Genomic DNA, 18,617 nt, shown 5'->3' on the forward strand with positions numbered 1-18,617 from the left:
ACTTTCATATACAAGATCTGTACGCTCAGGCAAAGTCATTTTAGTAAGGTAGCGCCTTTCATACTAAACCATTCAATTAGTTGCTCGTCCCGACATTATCCATCAAGTCAATGTACACACCTTCGTCTTGTTTCCATTCAAGGAAAAATACATCATCTGGCGAGGAGATGTTTCGTTCCCGAAGCTGTTGTTGTAACCACTCTCTACTCAAGCCTGCCTGTTCAAGATTATCATCATCTATTTGACCGTCACTAATGAGGGTGATGGGTAAGTACACAGCTTTAGAAGGAACATTCAAATCTTTGTTCGTCGGTTGGTCATATTGTGACTTCTTTAGAACGGTTACGCTGCCATCGGTCTCAATGATGGCGTAAGCGACTTCTCGCATAGAAAACACCGATTGTTGCCGGAGAAGGTTTTGTAATTCGTTGAGGTCAACTTTATTCTTTTTCATCTGTTCTCGATCAATTCGTCCATTGCGGATGACGACGGACGGATTTCCTTCAAGCATTCCTCTTGTCTTCCTGAATTTCTGCGTTAAGAATTCAATTAGAAATACTAAAAGTCCCCAAAAAGCAACAGAGTAAAGAATTGTTCCTAAACGAACTTCGTCATCATAAATCGCATTTCCAACCAGTTCACCGAGAATTAAAGCAGAGATAAAATCAAAGGGTGTTACTTGTGCTAGAGATGTCTTTCCAAGAAGTTTGGTCATAATAAGAAGAGCAAGAAAACCAACACTTAGTTCTACGGATGTCGACAATATATCACTCAACGATATCCCTCCTTCTCGTGTTAAGTTGCACCGAAAAGAAACAAAATATCAGCGGAATGTTGAACAGGTGCAAATGGAAGCCCTTTCGCGAAAAGAAGAGCCTAAATTTGGCATTTGCGCGTGAATCATTGTGTGCTATAATTCGTTGCTTAAGTTTAATTTAGTTCACAACTTCGTCACGATGGTTTATCGCCCCAAGAGATGGGCAGGAAGGAATAACTAAATATATGGATAAGCTTGTTGGGAAAATTGATTGGCCCGTATTTGTACTGAGTGGGGGGCTCTTGTCCTATTCGTGTTGGCTTCTTTCATTAATGTGGAGGCTGTCGGGGACATTGTTAACTTGCTGTTTGGTTGGTCCGTTGACTATTTCGGTGCATTTTGGCAAGTATTACTTTTACTCATGCTCGGTGTTTCAATCGTCCTCGCATTTTCAAAATATGGGAATGTACGCTTAGGAGAACAAAGTGAAAAAGAGCTAAGCACATTTCGATGGGTATCTGTCATATGTATTTCACTGCTAGGGGCAGGTGGAGTATTCTGGCAGCTGCCGAACCGATGTATTACTTCATGGAAGTGCCCCCTGTACACGACGGGATTGAACCAGGATCACCACAAGCCGTTATTCCAGCGATGGCACAAGCTTATGTAAGCTGGGGGATGGCAGCTTGGGCTGCACTCGGTACGACGGGGGCAATTGTCCTTATGTATGCTGTGTATCATAAAGGAATGCCGATGAAGCCAAGGTCAATGTTGTATCCCTTTTTTGGTGAAAAAATTGCCACGCACAAACTCGGAACGGTAATCGACGCGTTTTGTATTATTGCTGTGGCTGCTGGAACCATTGGTCCAATTGGAATATTAGGTTTACAAGTAAGCTACGGATTAAACGCTTTATTTGGATTACCTGACATTTTCGGTATCCAGCTAGTCATTATTGGCTTTTTATTGTTCATCGTAACGATTTCAGCCATTACAGGTGTTCATAAAGGGATTCAATGGTTAAGTAAATGGAACATTATTTTAGTGTTTATCCTTGCAGGGATTATCCTTATATTTGGACCCGGCGCTTATATCATCGATACGTTTGTTTCTTCATTCGGGTATCATGTGAATCATTTTATAACACTTCATACGTATCGAGGAGACAATGATTGGCTCGGTGCGTGGATGCTCTTCTTCTTTGCATGGTTCATTGGGTTTGCCCCGATGATGATTATGTTAATTGCACGTATCTCTAGAGGGAGAACGATTCGTGAGATTATTCTTGCGGTGGCAGTCATTTCTCCTCTCATCACGAACTTCTGGTTTACGGTTGTGGGTGGCTCTGGCATCTATTATGAACAACAGCAACCTGGCATTATCTCACAGCCATTGGGTGAAGGTGGTTTGCCTGCAGCGATCATCGCTGTTGCAGGGCAAATGCCATTTAGTGTCGTCATGCCGTTTATCTTTTTAGTATTGGCGATTTTGTTTGTCATTACGACAGCCGACTCAATGACGTATTCCATTTCAATGAGCATGACTGGTGAAGGCAACCCGCCAAAGCCGATGCGTGTTTTCTGGGCAGCGATTATGGCTACAGTTGCAGCCATCTTAATCTTTATTGGAGAAGGTAGTATTGATGCGCTTCAATCATTTATCGTTGTTACCGCAGTCCCGGTATCGATCTTGCTGCTTCCGACGATTTGGCAAGCACCAAAGATCGCAAAACGACTTGCGAGAGACCAAGGTTTGATACGAAAGCCATAACTGGAAGATTTATGCATAGTTTGCCCTCCTTTCTTGCATAATAGACGGGTAAGGAGGGTATGCTGTGCCGAAGGAAGAAGGATATGTCGAAGATGCGATGCTTGACTATGAAGAAGGAACGCAATTCATCGCACAAAAGCTGCCGCGGCTAATGAGGAAATACCAAGCATTTACAGATACGTGTTTCACTAAAGGAAAACTGGCTGTAAAAGACAAGCAATTAATGGCACTCGCCGTTAGCGTCGCCTTGCGGGATGAATATTGCATCTTATCTTATACGAAAGCATGTATTGATGAAAATTGTACCGACAGCGAAATATTAGAGGCCGTTAGTGTGGCAGCAGCATTTTGCCTGCGCCTGCAATGAGCCAAGCAGCGACGCTCATAAGAGATGCACTGGACACATTTGAATCTCAAGACAAAGAAGAAGCTTCCGAATAACCACGGCATGTATGCACGTGGTTATTCTTGTGATCAAGGGAGAAGGATTGAATCTTCGTCCTCAACACGTCATAATGAGTGGAGAATTCTTGTTAACATTCAATCGCCGCGCTGAATGTGCGTCCCCTTGATGGAAGATTGAATTTGTTATAAAATAAGAATGATAATAGATTGAGAATACGCTACACACGATCTGTAGCTATAATAAATGGAGGTAGGAAAATGACAGCATCAACGTTGACGATTAAAGATTTGCACGTTGAAATCGAAGGCAAAGAAATTGTAAAAGGCTTTAACCTAGAAATTTCTGGTGGTGAAATCCACGCCATTATGGGACCTAACGGTACCGGTAAATCAACATTAGCGTCTGCGATTATGGGCCACCCAAGCTATGAGATTACGAAAGGGTCAGTCATCCTCGATGGCGAAGATGTACTTGAGATGGAAGTGGACGAGCGTGCGCGTGCAGGAATGTTTCTTGCAATGCAGTACCCAAGTGAAGTAACAGGCGTTACAACTTCTGATTTCCTTCGTACAGCGATGAATGCTCATCGTGAAGAAGGCGATGAAATTTCGTTAATGAAGTTCATTAAGACAATGGACAAAAACATGGAAACATTAGATATGAATGAAGCGTTCTCTACTCGTTACTTGAACGAAGGTTTCTCAGGTGGAGAGAAGAAGCGTAATGAAATTCTTCAATTGCTTATGCTTCAACCAAAAATTGCGATCCTAGATGAGATTGACTCGGGTCTAGATATTGACGCACTTAAAGTAGTATCAAAAGGGATTAACGACCTTCGTGGAGAAAGCTTCGGTTGCCTGATCATCACGCACTATCAGCGCCTTTTGAACTACATCACCCCAGATCACGTTCACGTAATGATGCAAGGACGTATCGTTAAGTCAGGGGATGCTTCCCTTGCACAACGTCTTGAAGCAGAAGGTTATGACTGGATTAAAGAAGAACTCGGCATCGAAGACGAGCGTGTCGGGCAAGAAGCATAAGAGACGGAGGTGGAGCTAGATGGCTGTTGAAACGAAATGGGCATTTGACCGTGAAACGGTAAAAGCTTTTTCTGAGAAGCGGAATGAGCCAGCTTGGTTGGCAGAGAAGCGACTTGAAGCTCTCACACAAGCGGCATCATTACCAATGCCAAATCCAGATAAAACAAAGTTAACGAGATGGAACTTCTCGACGTTTGAGACAATTGAAGCGAGCGGAAGAGCCATTGCTGAGTACAGTGACTTACCGAGTGATATTACGCGTCTTGCAGGAGAAGAAAGCAGCGTAACGAGCGCGCTTATTCAACGCGATGGTGAAACAGTTTATCATCAAGCAGCGAAGGAACTTGCAGACCAAGGTGTCATTTTCACTGATTTAAAAACAGCAGCAGTGGAGCATAGTGATTTGCTTGAGAAGTACTTTATGGGTGAAGCGGTACCGACAGAAGAGAGCCAATTGACGGCGCTTCATACAGCGCTTGTTAACGGTGGTGTATTCATCTATGTGCCTAAGAATGTTGAAGTGGAAGTGCCTCTTCAAAGCATTTTCTGGCAAGAAGATACGAAGACAGGGTTATTTAACCACGTCATCATCGTAGCTGAAGACCAAAGTCGCGTCACTTATGTAGAGAACTATGTGTCTTTCTCTAAAGAAGAAGCGGCAGCCAACATTATTGCCGAAGTGTACGTTGGCCAAGGTGCTGAAGTGAAGTTCGGGGCTGTTGATAACTTGGAGAGTGGTGTTACGAGCTACATTACGCGTCGTGCACACGTTCAAAAAGACGGTCGAATTGAGTGGGCCCTCGGTCAAATGAACGAAGGGAACACGATTTCTGATAATACGACTCACTTGCTCGGTGATGGTTCATACGGTGATACGAAAACAGTTGTTGTCGGTCGAGGAGAACAACTCCAAAACTTTACAAGCAACATGATCGGTCACGGAAAGCATTCAGAAGGGTACATTTTGACTCACGGTGTTATGAAGGACTCTTCTTCTGCCATTTTCAACGGGATAAACAAAATTGAAAAAGGTGGAACGAAAGCACACAGTGAACAGACTGGGCGTGTATTGATGCTTTCTTCAAAAGCAAGAGGAGATGCGAACCCAATTCTCTTGATTGATGAAGACGATGTAACAGCAGGCCACGCTGCCTCTGTTGGTAAGATTGATCCGATGCAAATGTTCTATATGCAAAGCCGCGGGTTGTCTAAAGTGGAAGCAGAGCGTCTCATTATTCATGGTTTCCTTGAGCCAGTGGTTGGTGAATTGCCGATCGAATCTGTGAAGTCGAGACTCACAGAGGTTATCGAAGGGAAAGTATACTAATGTACGATGTTCAGAAGGTGCGCGAGCAGTTTCCGATCCTTCACCAAGAAGTCAATGGACATCCGCTCGTCTACTTGGACAATTCTGCCACCTCACAAAAACCTGTACACGTCATTGAGGCGTTGGAGTCGTACTATAAAGGCTACAATTCCAACGTCCATCGTGGCGTTCATACGCTCGGTTCGAGAGCAACTGATGGATATGAAGGGGCAAGGGATACCGTCCAATCATTCATCAATGCGAAGCATCGTGAGGAGATTATTTTCACAAGAGGAACGACAACCGCTTTGAATATGATTGCATCAAGCTTTGGACGCGCGAATCTTTCCGAAGGGGATGAGATTGTACTCACTCCAATGGAACATCACAGTAACATCATTCCGTGGCAACAAACTGCAAAAGCGACTGGAGCTGTGTTAAAAATATATACCACTCCAGCCAGATGGTACGATCTCGCTTTCGGATGTTGAAGCGACGATTACGGAGCGAACACGCATTGTTTCCATGATGCATGTTTCTAACGTACTCGGAACGATCAATCCGGTAAAAGAAGTCGGTGAAATTGCACACGCAAATGGAGCGATTATGGTTGTAGACGGTGCACAAAGTGCGCCTCACAAAAAAGTAGACGTTCAAGAGTTGAACTGTGATTTCTTTGCATTTTCTGCACATAAGATGTGCGGACCTACAGGCATCGGTGCTCTTTACGGCAAGAAAGAATTGCTAGAAGAGATGGAGCCGTTTGAGTTTGGCGGAGAGATGATTGACGAAGTCGGGCTCTACGAATCAACGTGGAAAGAGCTTCCTTATAAATTCGAAGGTGGAACGCCGATTATTGCTGGAGCAATTGGTTTGGCGGCAGCCATTGATTATTTAGAGGAGCTAGGTCTACACAACGTTGAAGCTCACGAAAAAATGCTCGTTCGGTATGCGATGGAGCGGCTGCGAGAACATGAAGATGTTGACGTATACGGGCCTCCAGCAGACGAACGTGCAGGCATCCTCACATTTAATATAAAAGGCGTACACCCGCATGATGTCGCTACTGTACTGGACTCGCAAGGTGTGGCCGTCCGTGCTGGACATCATTGCGCGAGACCGTTAATGAATTGGCTGGAATGCACAGCAACCGCACGAGCCAGTTTTTATTTGTATAATACCGAAAGCGATGTAGATGCATTTGTCGATGCGCTTGTAACCGCAAAGGAGTACTTTGGAGATGTCTATGCAGAGTAATCTAGATACGCTATATCGACAAGTAATCATGGACCATTACAAAAACCCGCGTAATCGCGGGGAGCTCCCTGAAGATGATACACTGACTGTGAACATGAACAATCCGTCATGTGGTGATCGGATTCAACTTCATCTACAAGTTGAAGGCGACGAAGTGAAAGATGCGAAATTCACCGGAGAAGGCTGCTCCATCAGCCTCTCTTCAGCATCAATGATGACGGATGCGGTAAAGGGGAAACGGATTGATGAAGCCCTTGAATTATCGAACATCTTCTCGGAAATGGTTCAAGGGAAAGAGTATGACGACGAGAAATTTGATCTTGGAGACATCGAAGCTCTCCAAGGCGTCACGAAGTTCCCGGCACGAATCAAATGTGCAACGCTTGCATGGAAAGCAATGGAGAAAGGCTTGGATGCATAGAAGCCATCACTCCTAGAGTGATGACATTATAAGGAGGTCATTTAAATGGCTAAGAAAATGCCTGAGATTGGTGAATACCAATATGGGTTCCATGACAAAGACGTGTCAATCTTTCGTTCTGAACGTGGTCTAACTGAAAACGTTGTCCGGGAAATCTCGCAAATTAAAGAGGAACCGGAGTGGATGCTTGATTTCCGTCTGAAATCATTGGAGCAATTCTACAAGATGCCAATGCCACAATGGGGCGGCGACCTTTCTGAGCTCGATTTTGATGATATTACGTATTACGTAAAGCCATCTGAGCGTTCAGAGAAGTCTTGGGATGAAGTGCCAGAAGAAATCAAGAACACGTTTGATAAGCTTGGTATTCCTGAAGCTGAGCAAAAGTATCTTGCTGGTGTGTCAGCACAGTACGAATCAGAAGTGGTTTATCATAATATGCAAGAAGACCTTGAAGAACAAGGAATTATTTTCAAGGATACGGATACTGCTTTGAAAGAAAACGAAGATATTTTCCGTGAGCATTTCGCGACGGTTATTCCGCCAAGTGACAACAAGTTTTCAGCGTTGAACTCTGCGGTTTGGTCTGGTGGATCATTCATTTACATGCCAAAAGGCGTTAAAGCGGAGTCACCACTTCAAGCGTATTTCCGTATTAACTCTGAGAACATGGGACAATTTGAGCGTACACTCATCATCGCTGATGAAGGTAGCTCCGTTCACTATGTCGAAGGTTGTACAGCTCCTGTTTATTCTACGAACTCACTTCACAGTGCAGTCGTTGAGATCATCGTGAAGAAAGATGCATACTGCCGTTACACGACGATTCAAAACTGGGCGCCAAACATCTACAACCTCGTTACAAAGCGTGCGACAGCTGGCGCCGGTGCAACAATGGAATGGGTTGACGGTAACATCGGTTCAAAACTGACAATGAAATATCCTTCCATTATCATGACAGGTGAAGGTGCACGTGGAAATGTCCTTTCCATCGCGATCGCAGGTAAAGGCCAACACCAAGATGCGGGTGCAAAAGCGTATCACCTAGCACCAAACTGTTCTTCTACGATTGTTTCGAAGTCGATTTCGAAACAAGGTGGTAAAGTTTCTTACCGAGGAATCTCTCACTTCGGACGTAAATCTCAAGGATCAAAGTCGAAGATTGAGTGTGACACGTTGATCATGGATAACGAGTCAACGTCTGACACGATTCCTTACAACGAGATTTACAACGATGACATCATGCTTGAGCACGAAGCAACGGTCTCAAAAGTATCCGAGGAGCAACTTTTCTACTTGATGAGCCGTGGCTTGAACGAAGAAGAAGCTACAGAAATGATCGTCATGGGCTTCATTGAGCCATTCACGAAAGAACTTCCAATGGAGTATGCGGTTGAAATGAACCGCCTAATCCGTTTCGAAATGGAAGGTTCAATCGGTTAATAACGATTAGATAACCAACGAAGCGTTTTGTGCTTCGTTGGTTTTTTTGGCTCTATACAATTTGTAACGAGACTGGTTTTCTTTCGAGCAAAAACAAATGATTTTGTGAAACTTTTCTATTGCGATTGTTGAATAAACAAGGGAAAGGTGAAGAGACGCGTTCGTATACGTTCTACTCAGCATGGCGATTATATACAACAATATATACTAAGCAAGAGTTTATTTACTCGACTTATGGCTATGATTTAATCTCGAAGGATGCAAAGCGATAATATAGAACTGATATTATGGTAATGCTCTGTGATACTTAAACGCATGGACAGTTCGTTTCTATTTCATTCATTAGGAGGAAATACTATGCGAAATGATAATCAAAGGTCAGTGGAAGGTGCGGGTGGTTTTTTATGGGAAGTGAACAATGGTGGAACAAGCCTGTTTTTGTTCGGGACCATTCATTTAGGGACGAACGATTTCTATCCTCTGGACCCAATTGTCGAAGAAGCTTTTGATAATGCGGACATTGTTATGCCAGAAATAAACGCGAATGAAAAGTCTATGGACCAAGAAGCGCTTATGAAGCTTGCCATGTTTAAAGACGGCAATACACTTGACCAAGTATTGTCTAAACGTGTATATCATGAATTATCTGTATTGTTGCTTAAGTACGATATGGACATTAAAGATTTTCATATGTTCCAGCCTTGGTTAATGGACTTAATACTAGTAGACCTCGCTACTAAAGAAAGTAATGTTGATTCAGAAAAAAGCGTTGATCTGTATCTGTTGAATCGAGCAGAGAAATTGGGTAAAGAAATCGTACCTCTTGAAAGTGAAGGTGTACAGAGTGAAATTTTTAGCAGCTTTACTTTAGAAACACAAATTCAAGCATTGGAAAGGACAGTAAGGAATTTCAGTAATTTACCAAAAGAAACGGAGCAAAGTGCTCACAATTGGTTAAATAGAGATATTCAATCTTTCAAAAATACTCGAATCGATTTTGAGAACGATGGAATTAATAAAGAATATTTTCAGGGGATCAACGATCGACGCAATCTAGAAATGGCAGAGAAGATTGATCAAGTTCTACGATCAGGTCTAGACAAGAGATACTTTCTGTTTGTTGGTTGTTTTCATGTGATTCTTGAACCGAGTCTCCCCACAATATTAGATAATAAAGGCTATAACGTAGCGAGGATATTGTAGGTCATTAACAGACAAAGCAACGCATTTTATTGTCGAGTATTATGGCTAAAAAACAACTTCGATTTATAGATTATCGTTGTTACAATATGAGATGGAGATGCTTTCGTATTTGCATACTCTCACACGAATAAGGAAGATATTTCATTCACAAATTCACCGATGCTTCTCGCTTAGAATAGATGATGTAGAAGCTCGAAACGTGATAAAATAAACGTACAGAAAGAGTTGCACGAATGCGAGGGATAACGGATGATCTATACAGGTTTAACAGGCTGGGGAGATCATTATGATTTGTATACGAACGGAGTCCGAGGCACTGATAAGCTAGGAACGTACAGCAGCTTTTTTCCGACGGTAGAGGTAGATAGTACGTATTATGCGGTTCAGTCAGAAACCGTTTGGGAGAAGTGGATCCGTGATACTCCCGATAATTTTCGTTTCGTCGTGAAGGCTTATGCAGGCATGACGGGCCAATTAATGGAAAAGCCGCCATTTCCAGATGAGTTAACAATGTTTGAGGCTTTTCGAACTTCACTAAATCCTCTCATTGAATCGGGCAAGTTGGCGATGATTTTATGCCAGTTTCCTCCATGGTTTGATTGCACGAAGGAACATGTAATGAAGCTCAGGAATGTACGAGAGATGCTTTCGGATGTACCAGTAGCAATTGAATTTCGTCACCAAAGTTGGTATTCGGACCAATTTAGGGAACAGACATTGGCTTTTCTCCATGAACATGACTACATTCATTCGGTCTGTGATGAGCCACAAGCAGGGGAAGGTTCGATTCCGATCGTTCCGGTAGCAACGCATAAAGAAAAGACGCTCGTAAGACTCCATGGAAGAAATAAAGCGGGCTGGAGAAAAGAAACTGCTGGTGCAGACTGGCGCAAAGTCCGATACTTATATGATTACAACCAAAAAGAAATTCAAGAATGGTTGACGCGTGTAGAAGAGCTGCACGAGACGTCAACCGATGTGTACGTGATTTGGAATAACAATTCTGGAGGTCATGCGGCGGGGAATGCCAGAACGTTTCTCGACATGGCTGGAATAACTTACGAAGGGCTTGCCCCGAAACAGCTGTCCCTTTTTGAAGAAGAGCGGTGAGCAGATGGAAACCATCTATCTATATCATACGAATGATTTGCATAGCCACCTGAGCCAGTGGCCAAAAATCGTCCACTACTTAGAGCATCAAAAGCAGTACCACAGTTCTAACCGTGAGCAGGCACTGTTTTTTGATCTCGGTGACCATGCCGACCGAGTGCATCCTGTGACAGAAGCGACGTCGGGAAGGGGAAACGTTGAGCTTTTGAACGATTCTCCCATTCAATATGCGACGATTGGCAACAACGAAGGCATTACCTTCTCAAAGGAAGGCTTGGACCGATTGTACGAGCAGGCCAAGTTCAGAGTGATTTTGAGCAATCTGTATGACCAAGATGGCAAACGACCAAGCTGGGCGGAGCAACGCAAGTTCACACGTTAAATAACGGGGTGCGGTTAGGGTTTATCGGTTTGACGGCGGCATTTTACCCGTTCTATGAAAAGCTCGGATGGTCAATTGAACACCCTCTTGCCAATCTAGAACGTGAATTACCGAAGCTACAAAAGCAAGCCGATACGATTATCGTACTATCTCACCTCGGTTTTTTTATGGACGAACAGATTGCGGAAGACTTTGATGTGGATGTCATTCTCGGTGCACACACGCATCATCGACTCGACCCAGCGCCAACGATGAAGGGTACGTTAATTACACAAACCGGTAAGCTCGGTACGGATGTTGGCAAGGTGGAGCTTTCCTTTTCGAACAAGCAACTCGTCCGTGCGTCTGGCTCATTAATTCCGATTACAGCATCGGCTGCAGACTCTCACAAAGCATTACAGACGTATACTCGCTTACAAGTGGAAACGTTAGACACCTTAGCCGAAGAGGTTGGAACGTCAGATGAACGGCTCGAGATTTCGTGGACGCACCCGTCTGCGTTTTCCTCCTTCGTTGTTGAGCATTTGCGTGAGTGGTGCGGTGTGGATATGGCGATGATGCACAGTGGCTTGTTACTCGCCTCTCTCAGGGAAGGATCAATTACACGTAGAGATCTTCACCACATTTGCCCTCACCCTGTCAATCCTGCAGTCGTAACGCTAAGCGGTCAGCAATTGATTGAAGCCGTTCATCGATCATTTACCGAGCGGATGATTCACTTACCGCTAAAAGGGTATGGGTTTCGAGGAATTCAGTTAGGTGTTATGGTTTTTGCTGGTATGGAAGTTGGGTATGAGTTTGATGAGGTGAATGGATACAACGTGACACACATTACGAAACAAGGTGAGCGGATTGTGCCAGAGCTTGAATACAACGTAGCGGTTCCGGACATGCTCACGTTTGGCACACTTTATCCAGAAGTAGCAGCAAGCACGAATAAACAGTACTTTATGCCAGAACTATTGCGTGATGTGATTGCGTGGGCATTCACATCAAAGACGAATGAACAATGAACATGGCCCGAACGACCTTTGACTAAGATCATACAATATGGAGATTAAATGTGACAGGTGGGATCGTTATGATGGAAATGAGACCCGTTGAAATTGACGGTGTATGGTTTCAGGCAGTGTCTATGAAGCTTCCAAAAACTAACTTTATGGCAGTTACTAATGATGTAGGCTATATCATGTGTGGAGCTCTTGATGTTGGACTTCTAAATGAAAAGCTTGCGGATCGTGAGATCGTTGCAGGGCGTGCAGTGGGCGTTCGCTCCATTGAGCAACTTTTAGATGCACCATTAGAATCCATTACAATCGCAGCGGAAAAACTCGGCATTCATGAAGGAATGACCGGTAGAGAAGCGTTGCTAAAAATGAAATGATTTACGGCGCACCTGCTTGCCAAGAGTAGGTGCGCGTAAAGAGGAGAGAATTGACATGAGTCAGAGTGAACAACAATACTTGGATTTGCTCCGCGACGTATTGGCGCATGGAGATGAGAAGTCTGATCGGACAGGCACCGGAACGCTTTCAGTATTTGGTAGACAAATGCGCTTCGACTTGAGTGACGGATTTCCGATGCTCACAACAAAGAAGCTGCCTTTTAAACTCATTAAAAGTGAGTTGCTTTGGTTCCTAAAAGGAATGACGAACATTCAATACTTATTGAAGCACAACAATAACATTTGGAATGAATGGGCATTTGAGCGCTACGTACAGAGCGAGGATTACACGGGCCCGGATATGACCAATTTTGCTCTTCGGGCAACGAAAGACGAGCAGTTTCAACATGTGTACAAGCAAGAGATGGAAGCTTTCAAACAAAAAGTACTCTCTGATGATCAGTTTGCGACAAAATACGGAGAACTCGGCGACATTTACGGTAAACAATGGCGAGCGTGGAAAACAAGTGCCGGTGAGACGATCGATCAGATCGCTGATGTAATCCGTATGATTAAAACGAATCCTGATTCAAGGCGACTCATTGTATCGGCGTGGAATCCTGAAGATGTACCGACGATGGCGTTGCCGCCGTGTCATACGATGTTCCAGTTTTACGTGGCAAATGGAAAGCTGTCGTGCCAGTTGTACCAACGCTCTGCAGACATCTTTCTCGGTGTGCCGTTTAACATCGCGAGTTACGCTTTGCTTACGCATTTAATCGCAAAAGAGTGCGGGTTGGATGTTGGTGAGTTCGTGCATACGATTGGTGACGCTCATCTATACAGCAATCACATCGAGCAGGCGAAAGAACAGCTTGAAAGGGATATGTACCCCTTGCCTGAACTTACAATGTCAGCACGAGCGTTAGAAAGCTCGGTATTTGATTTTGACATTGAAGATATTAAGCTCAAAGATTACGAAGCGCACCCGGCGATTCGAGCGCCGATTGCGGTATAAGGATGATGGGGATGAAGATTTCAATGATTGCCGCTCACGACTTGAACCGAGGCATCGGTAAAGATAACGAGATGCCTTGGCATTTGCCGGCGGATTTTCGCTACTTGAAAAAGGTGACAACCGGCCATCCGCTCATCATGGGACGTTCAACATTTGCATCAATTGGCAAGCCGTTACCAGAGCGGCGAAACATCGTGATTACGAGTCGAACAGATTACGCGCCTGACGGTGTGGAAGTCGTCCATTCGTTAGATGAAGCCATTGAACGTTGTGCAGGCGTTTCCGAAGTCTTTATCTTTGGAGGAAGCTCAGTGTATGAACAGGCGATGGAAAGAGCGGACAAGCTATACATTACCGAAATAGAAGAAAGGTTTGATGTGGATCGGTACTTCCCAGCGTATACAGACGAAGACTGGCAGCTTGTTTGGGAAGAAGCAGGCCAGGTTGATGAGCGAAATCGGTACGCTCATACGTTTAAACAATATGAACGAAAATAAGGCATCGTCAAAACTGCATCCTGATCTCATGGATGCAGTTTTTGCGGTTTTATGAGGAAAGGGTGAGGGAAAAGGATAATATGTCATTAGGGAATGAAAGGGGGACGACGATGTCTAAATGGAATGGACTTTATCTGATTACTTTGGCTGTCTTCGTTGCCGCATGTTCGGATGCCGAACAACAGCTAGCGCCGCTGGAAGAGGAGTATGGAATTGAGCTCCATTACCATGAGGATAACCCGTACCCCGAACCCTTGCCTGAACTCGAGCATGAGCAGGTAGAAGCGATGTTGATGCAAGTGTCAGCATACATGCAAGAGGACGAAGCGGATTATCGTGTCGATCATGCACTACTACAAGCTGAGGAAGTTGCGCTCTCCATCAACCTCGCCTCAGTCATACAGATGACGAAGTGCAGCGAACGATTACAGGATCGGTCGGTTTGCCAGGTCTCAATGAAGCAGATTGGAATGCACTAGAAGATAAGGAAGCGGCAATGGACTGGCGGTTACTTGAAGATGCAACGGCGATCAATGTTGGCATGGGTGGCATCGATTGGGATGCGGGTCCGGTTATCGTTATGAATGAGTCTGAAGATTCAATAACCATTCGTAGTGAAGGGCAATGGAATGGACTGTTTGATTTTGAAGGTACCCATGTTACTTTCTCAACATCTAGTCATTGGGAAATTGAGCTCGATAAAGAAGCGGTAATTGATCAAATTATTTTCCCTGCTGAAACGTGAGCCGTTTATGAACCGTAAATGAATGTGTAAGGTTCATGAACGGAGGAGAACAATGAAACATTGGGTATTGATTGGCATTGTGACAAGTTTACTGCTGACCGGTTGCCAAGAGCAAGGCAGTGTCAATCTTTCAGAGGCTGAACGGTTTATTGACCGTATGCAGTCAGGTGAGTTCAAAGAAGCAGCAGAGCAGATTAGTGTTGATTTAAAAGCGCACATTTCTCCTGAACTGATTGAAGACGCGTGGGTAACAGCGAACGAGCGTTATGGAAATGTGCTGCAATATGATTATGTGAATACGAAATTCGAAGACGGATTTGAGACCATTTACTTTCACGGAACAGTCACAGATATGCAGCGACTCGTTAGTGTGTCGTTTAATGAACAAGATGACGTGATAGGATTTCACTTTACACACGAGGAGTGAATGCGCACGTGAAGTTTCATATGAATTACCCCTATCTATATATGATGAAAAACGGCACAGACTCCAATGTGCACGTATTCGAAGCGAAAGATACGAGTTCATACTATACGATTGTTCAGTTCATGGAAGACAAGGGAACGTCTCGGGAGATTCCTTGGGACGCGTATGAGCGAGTGCCAGGACAATCGTTGGAACAATTCGATCATCGGAAGGCAACAGTGGCATCTGGTGGGGCAGGTCTTACACCTCGTGACGTACACAAAATCGTGTGTGAGTTAAACCGTATGTTGCAACAACACGGTACGGTGGCAAATCCCGATGCCCCTGTCCACATCTCAGCAAGTGAGGGGGATGCCGGCGTATTACAAATCGGATTAGCAGGTGAAGGAACCGTTCTAGAGTTTCCAGACCAGTTGCAGTACGGCCCGGTTGTACAGTTAGAAACGTGGAAGGGTATTGAAAATCGGCACGAATGGCTCTTAGAGAGATTTGGTGTTCATCCTAGGGAAAGTGAATACGAACGGCTAAATCTTTATGATCGTTTTCGTCTGCAACTTCAGGATATTCCAGCTCATGTCCCGATTTACGTATGGCATACCCGGGAGGCTGGAGGGGAAACGGCCCGGAAATTGATACTCGCTTGGTTGCAAGACGTTCCTAATGATACGTACTCTGTTCCTTTCAAGATTTATGATCGTTCTGATGTGAAAAACATTAAGACATCGGTCATGTCTCAGCTGGTGTCAAACGCTGAGCCAGTAGCTAAAAACGAAGGCCACTTACTTGCTTGGAAGACGTTTTCAAGGCAGGTAGGAGAGCTTCGTATCGTGAACAATGGTCAATTATCAACGGTTCCAGTTTCGTCATATGATGAGGAGATTGAGCGGGCGGTTGACCAGGTAAAGCAAGTGAATGACGAAGGGTTTGCGAGTGCAACTAAAGTCATTCAAATCGTTTTAGCTAACGGCGAGCCACACATTGAGCATCTCGGATTCTTATTTTTTGAATATCGAATTTACGAGTTAATCATTCATCAAAAGCGCTTAATTATGAGCGGAAATCCAAGAAGAATGAATCGAATAAAAGTGAAACGCGCAACTGAAAAATTTCATGCTTGAACCCGTCCCCTTCTGCATATACATGGTTGCAGGAGGGGTTTTTGTATGGCACTGAAACGCTCAAAAATAGTGAAACCACAAAAGTCAAAAAGAGGCGGACCACTCCCGTTTCGTTACGTATTTCTGATCTCGCTTGCTATTTTTCTAGTGATGACCATCCATGGGTTGTATTTCGTTGACCAGCATATTCGGCCATCGCTCATGTCCATCGCAGTTGTAGAGACGAAAAGAATAGCGCAACACGCTGTTACAGAAGCAATATCTCAAGAGATGACCGATGGAGAAGATATGGATGATCTTGTTCTCATTGAACGAAGTGAAAACGGAGACATCTCTTCACTCGCATTTAATGCACAAGTTTACAACCGCGTTCTTTCCGATGCGACAATGGTCGTTCAAGATTACTTGCAAGAAGTGCAGCGCGGCATTACGCAAGGAGATATGCCTAGAGAGTTGGAAGAAGAATTTGAAGATACGGGTGTAGGAAATGTAGAAGATGGTGCAATTTATACGATACCGTTAGGGATGGCGACTGGAAATGCACTACTTGCAAACTTAGGCCTCGTGTACCTGTGAGTTTTTCTGTAATTGGAGAAATTCATGCAGACATGGAAGAACAGATTGAGAATGTCGGGATTAACAATACGTGGCTACGCATTAGCGTAGCGATTGATATGGATGTGCGTGTTGTCATACCGTTTGGGACGGAAGAAGATCACGTACAATATTCAGTGCCTGTCGGTATGGTATTTGTTCCTGGAGATGTTCCTGATTATTACGGGCAAGGTGGAGGCATGCCAGTGCCTGCCATTATGCCGAGTGGAGAGGAGGAGAGTGTGGAAATGCAAGGTCCTGAAACGCCGACAGAGGAAGGTAATAATAATGACGTGAGTAATTAGTTATAAAAAGATTTTGACATATTTCAGCAATTTAATTTATAATTTTCTATAATATTACAAAAAGGGGGTATATATATTGGCACGTGAACATTGGGGTACGAAAGTGGGGTTCATACTCGCAGCGGTCGGCTCAGCAGTTGGTTTGGGAAATATTTGGCGGTTCCCATATATTACTGGTGAATACGGCGGCGGTTCATTTCTTCTCGTTTACTTACTTTGTATTGCACTTATCGGTTTACCAGTTATTATTGCAGAATTTTCTATCGGGAAGCGAGGACAGCTGGATGCGGTTGGGTCTTATCGTAAAACGGCACCATCAAAACCGTGGGTGATAGGTGGTTGGTTAGCCGTAGCTACATCTTTTCTTATCGTTTCATTCTATGCCGTTATTACCGGTTGGGTATTGCACTTCATGTTTGGCTACTTAACGGGTTCGATTCAACAAGTAGAAACTGGCGGGGCACCGGATTATTTTACCGGGGTCATTGGATCGACATGGTTGCCGATCTTCTGGTTAATTGTCGTCATGGCAATCATTATGGGAATTCTTTATTTCGGGGTGAAGCGCGGCATTGAATTTAGTAGTAAGATCTTTATGCCGTTGCTCGCAGTGATTCTTATCATCCTGGCAGGCTACAGTGTAACACTTGATGGAGCGATGGAAGGTATGCGTTTCTTGTTCGTTCCGGATTGGAGTGCGCTATCAGATCCAAGGTTATACCTTGCAGCTATTGGGCAATCATTCTTTACACTATCTCTCGGGATGGGAATTATGATTACGTACGGTGGGTATTTATCGAAGCAAACCGGTTCCGATTTACCTAAGACGGCGAGAAACGTCGTTATTCTTGACACCCTCTTTGCAATTATCGTCGCGGTTGCCATCTTTGGTATCGTATATGCGATCGGAGCAGAGCCCGATTCTGGTCCAGGACTCGTATTTATGGTGTTGCCGGAAATATTTAATCAAATGGCGGGAGCTGGAACCCTCTTTGCAATTGCTTTCTTCTTCTTAGTATTTATCGCAGCCTTAACGTCAGCGATTTCTCTTGCAGAAGTCAGCATCTCAGCTGCAATCGAGCGCTTTAAGATTAGTCGTCAAAAAGCAGTGCTCATTATGGGGGGACTCATTACACTATTCGGTATTCCGTCTGCATTGAGTCAAGGTGGACCGTTATCAGGGTTTGAAATCTTTGGCCTTCCATTCCTAGACTTCGTAGATACCGTAACAGATAGTTACTTCCTTCCGATTGGCGGGTTAATTGTCGTTTTACTCGTCGGTTGGGGTTGGACGAAGCGCAATGCATTGGATGAAGCAGACTTCCGTAGTCCATTCTTTGCGAAACTATATCTTATCTTATTACGTTTTGTAGCACCAATCATGATTATTGGTATTTTGCTTTTGAACATTTTTGGAGTTGGATACTAAAG

Annotated in this window: 20 protein-coding genes and 2 pseudogenes; 21 read left to right on the forward strand and 1 reads right to left on the reverse strand. The window is 44.2% G+C overall.

Annotated elements, in window-relative coordinates; genetic code table 11:
• Positions 1 to 76 precede the first annotated feature (76 nt).
• Positions 77 to 775 carry a DUF421 domain-containing protein gene (locus tag JCM19037_RS11535; RefSeq protein WP_042401212.1) on the reverse strand — a complete coding sequence of 233 codons (699 nt, stop codon included), beginning with the start codon at positions 773 to 775 and terminating at the stop codon, positions 77 to 79.
• Positions 776 to 1,002: 227 nt separating this feature from the next.
• On the opposite strand from JCM19037_RS11535, the pseudogene JCM19037_RS11540 reads away from it, so the two are divergent.
• The 21 genes and pseudogenes from JCM19037_RS11540 (at position 1,003) to JCM19037_RS11630 (ending at position 18,615) form a co-directional block, all read left to right on the forward strand.
• A pseudogene (locus tag JCM19037_RS11540) lies at positions 1,003 to 2,527 on the forward strand (BCCT family transporter).
• 64 nt (positions 2,528 to 2,591) lie between these two features.
• Complete coding sequence (locus JCM19037_RS11545) at positions 2,592 to 2,894, forward strand: carboxymuconolactone decarboxylase family protein (RefSeq protein ID WP_238544679.1); 303 nt, start codon at positions 2,592 to 2,594, stop codon at positions 2,892 to 2,894.
• Between the two features lie 296 nt (positions 2,895 to 3,190).
• Complete coding sequence (gene sufC / locus JCM19037_RS11550; protein WP_042401215.1) at positions 3,191 to 3,976, forward strand: Fe-S cluster assembly ATPase SufC; 786 nt, start codon at positions 3,191 to 3,193, stop codon at positions 3,974 to 3,976.
• Between the two features lie 19 nt (positions 3,977 to 3,995).
• A complete protein-coding gene (gene sufD / locus JCM19037_RS11555) occupies positions 3,996 to 5,303 on the forward strand; it encodes a Fe-S cluster assembly protein SufD (protein ID WP_042401217.1) in 1,308 nt (435 codons plus the stop codon).
• Positions 5,303 to 6,539 (forward strand): annotated as a pseudogene (locus tag JCM19037_RS11560) (cysteine desulfurase). The gene sufD and the pseudogene JCM19037_RS11560 overlap by 1 nt, the downstream one beginning before the upstream one ends.
• A complete protein-coding gene (sufU, locus tag JCM19037_RS11565; protein ID WP_042401220.1) occupies positions 6,523 to 6,960 on the forward strand; it encodes a Fe-S cluster assembly sulfur transfer protein SufU in 438 nt (145 codons plus the stop codon). The pseudogene JCM19037_RS11560 and the gene sufU overlap by 17 nt, the downstream one beginning before the upstream one ends.
• Before the next feature lie 45 nt (positions 6,961 to 7,005).
• Positions 7,006 to 8,403, forward strand: coding sequence for a Fe-S cluster assembly protein SufB (gene sufB / locus JCM19037_RS11570; RefSeq protein WP_042401224.1), 1,398 nt, complete (start codon positions 7,006 to 7,008; stop codon positions 8,401 to 8,403).
• Positions 8,404 to 8,760: 357 nt separating this feature from the next.
• Entirely contained in the window at positions 8,761 to 9,606 is an 846-nt protein-coding gene (locus JCM19037_RS11575; RefSeq protein WP_042401227.1) for a TraB/GumN family protein, read from the forward strand.
• 249 nt (positions 9,607 to 9,855) lie between these two features.
• Positions 9,856 to 10,716: a DUF72 domain-containing protein gene (locus tag JCM19037_RS11580; protein WP_042401228.1), complete on the forward strand. Its 861-nt coding sequence runs from the start codon at positions 9,856 to 9,858 to the stop codon at positions 10,714 to 10,716.
• A gap of 4 nt (positions 10,717 to 10,720) precedes the next feature.
• Positions 10,721 to 11,098 carry a hypothetical protein gene (locus JCM19037_RS22810; protein ID WP_052363824.1) on the forward strand — a complete coding sequence of 126 codons (378 nt, stop codon included), beginning with the start codon at positions 10,721 to 10,723 and terminating at the stop codon, positions 11,096 to 11,098.
• A gap of 29 nt (positions 11,099 to 11,127) precedes the next feature.
• The gene (locus tag JCM19037_RS11585) at positions 11,128 to 12,111 is read left to right on the forward strand and encodes a bifunctional UDP-sugar hydrolase/5'-nucleotidase (RefSeq protein ID WP_152549046.1); all 984 of its coding nucleotides are present in this window, start codon (positions 11,128 to 11,130) and stop codon (positions 12,109 to 12,111) included.
• 68 nt (positions 12,112 to 12,179) lie between these two features.
• On the forward strand, positions 12,180 to 12,482 hold the full coding sequence (locus JCM19037_RS11590) for a YunC family protein (protein ID WP_042401315.1): 303 nt from the start codon (positions 12,180 to 12,182) through the stop codon (positions 12,480 to 12,482).
• A 55-nt stretch (positions 12,483 to 12,537) separates the two neighbouring features.
• Positions 12,538 to 13,500, forward strand: a complete 963-nt coding sequence (locus tag JCM19037_RS11595) for a thymidylate synthase (RefSeq protein ID WP_042401230.1) — start codon at positions 12,538 to 12,540, stop codon at positions 13,498 to 13,500.
• Positions 13,501 to 13,511: 11 nt separating this feature from the next.
• On the forward strand, positions 13,512 to 13,997 hold the full coding sequence (locus tag JCM19037_RS11600; RefSeq protein WP_042401232.1) for a dihydrofolate reductase: 486 nt from the start codon (positions 13,512 to 13,514) through the stop codon (positions 13,995 to 13,997).
• A 110-nt stretch (positions 13,998 to 14,107) separates the two neighbouring features.
• The gene (locus tag JCM19037_RS11605) at positions 14,108 to 14,476 is read left to right on the forward strand and encodes a hypothetical protein (protein WP_042401233.1); all 369 of its coding nucleotides are present in this window, start codon (positions 14,108 to 14,110) and stop codon (positions 14,474 to 14,476) included.
• Positions 14,440 to 14,742: a hypothetical protein gene (locus tag JCM19037_RS11610; protein WP_152549047.1), complete on the forward strand. Its 303-nt coding sequence runs from the start codon at positions 14,440 to 14,442 to the stop codon at positions 14,740 to 14,742. The genes JCM19037_RS11605 and JCM19037_RS11610 overlap by 37 nt, the downstream gene beginning before the upstream one ends.
• 52 nt (positions 14,743 to 14,794) lie before the next feature.
• Complete coding sequence (locus JCM19037_RS11615) at positions 14,795 to 15,169, forward strand: DUF3887 domain-containing protein (RefSeq protein ID WP_042401240.1); 375 nt, start codon at positions 14,795 to 14,797, stop codon at positions 15,167 to 15,169.
• 8 nt (positions 15,170 to 15,177) lie between these two features.
• On the forward strand, positions 15,178 to 16,287 hold the full coding sequence (locus tag JCM19037_RS11620) for a DUF1835 domain-containing protein (protein WP_042401242.1): 1,110 nt from the start codon (positions 15,178 to 15,180) through the stop codon (positions 16,285 to 16,287).
• A 45-nt stretch (positions 16,288 to 16,332) separates the two neighbouring features.
• Positions 16,333 to 16,863, forward strand: coding sequence for a hypothetical protein (locus tag JCM19037_RS22815; protein WP_052363826.1), 531 nt, complete (start codon positions 16,333 to 16,335; stop codon positions 16,861 to 16,863).
• Positions 16,860 to 17,186: a sporulation protein YunB gene (locus JCM19037_RS22820; protein ID WP_052363827.1), complete on the forward strand. Its 327-nt coding sequence runs from the start codon at positions 16,860 to 16,862 to the stop codon at positions 17,184 to 17,186. Before JCM19037_RS22815 ends, JCM19037_RS22820 begins: the two co-directional genes overlap by 4 nt.
• Positions 17,187 to 17,262: 76 nt before the next feature.
• Positions 17,263 to 18,615 carry a sodium-dependent transporter gene (locus JCM19037_RS11630; protein ID WP_042401245.1) on the forward strand — a complete coding sequence of 451 codons (1,353 nt, stop codon included), beginning with the start codon at positions 17,263 to 17,265 and terminating at the stop codon, positions 18,613 to 18,615.
• The last annotated feature ends 2 nt before the right edge of the window (positions 18,616 to 18,617 follow it).

Source organism: Geomicrobium sp. JCM 19037, from assembly GCF_000698105.1.
GTDB lineage: Bacteria > Bacillota > Bacilli > Bacillales > Marinococcaceae > Geomicrobium_A.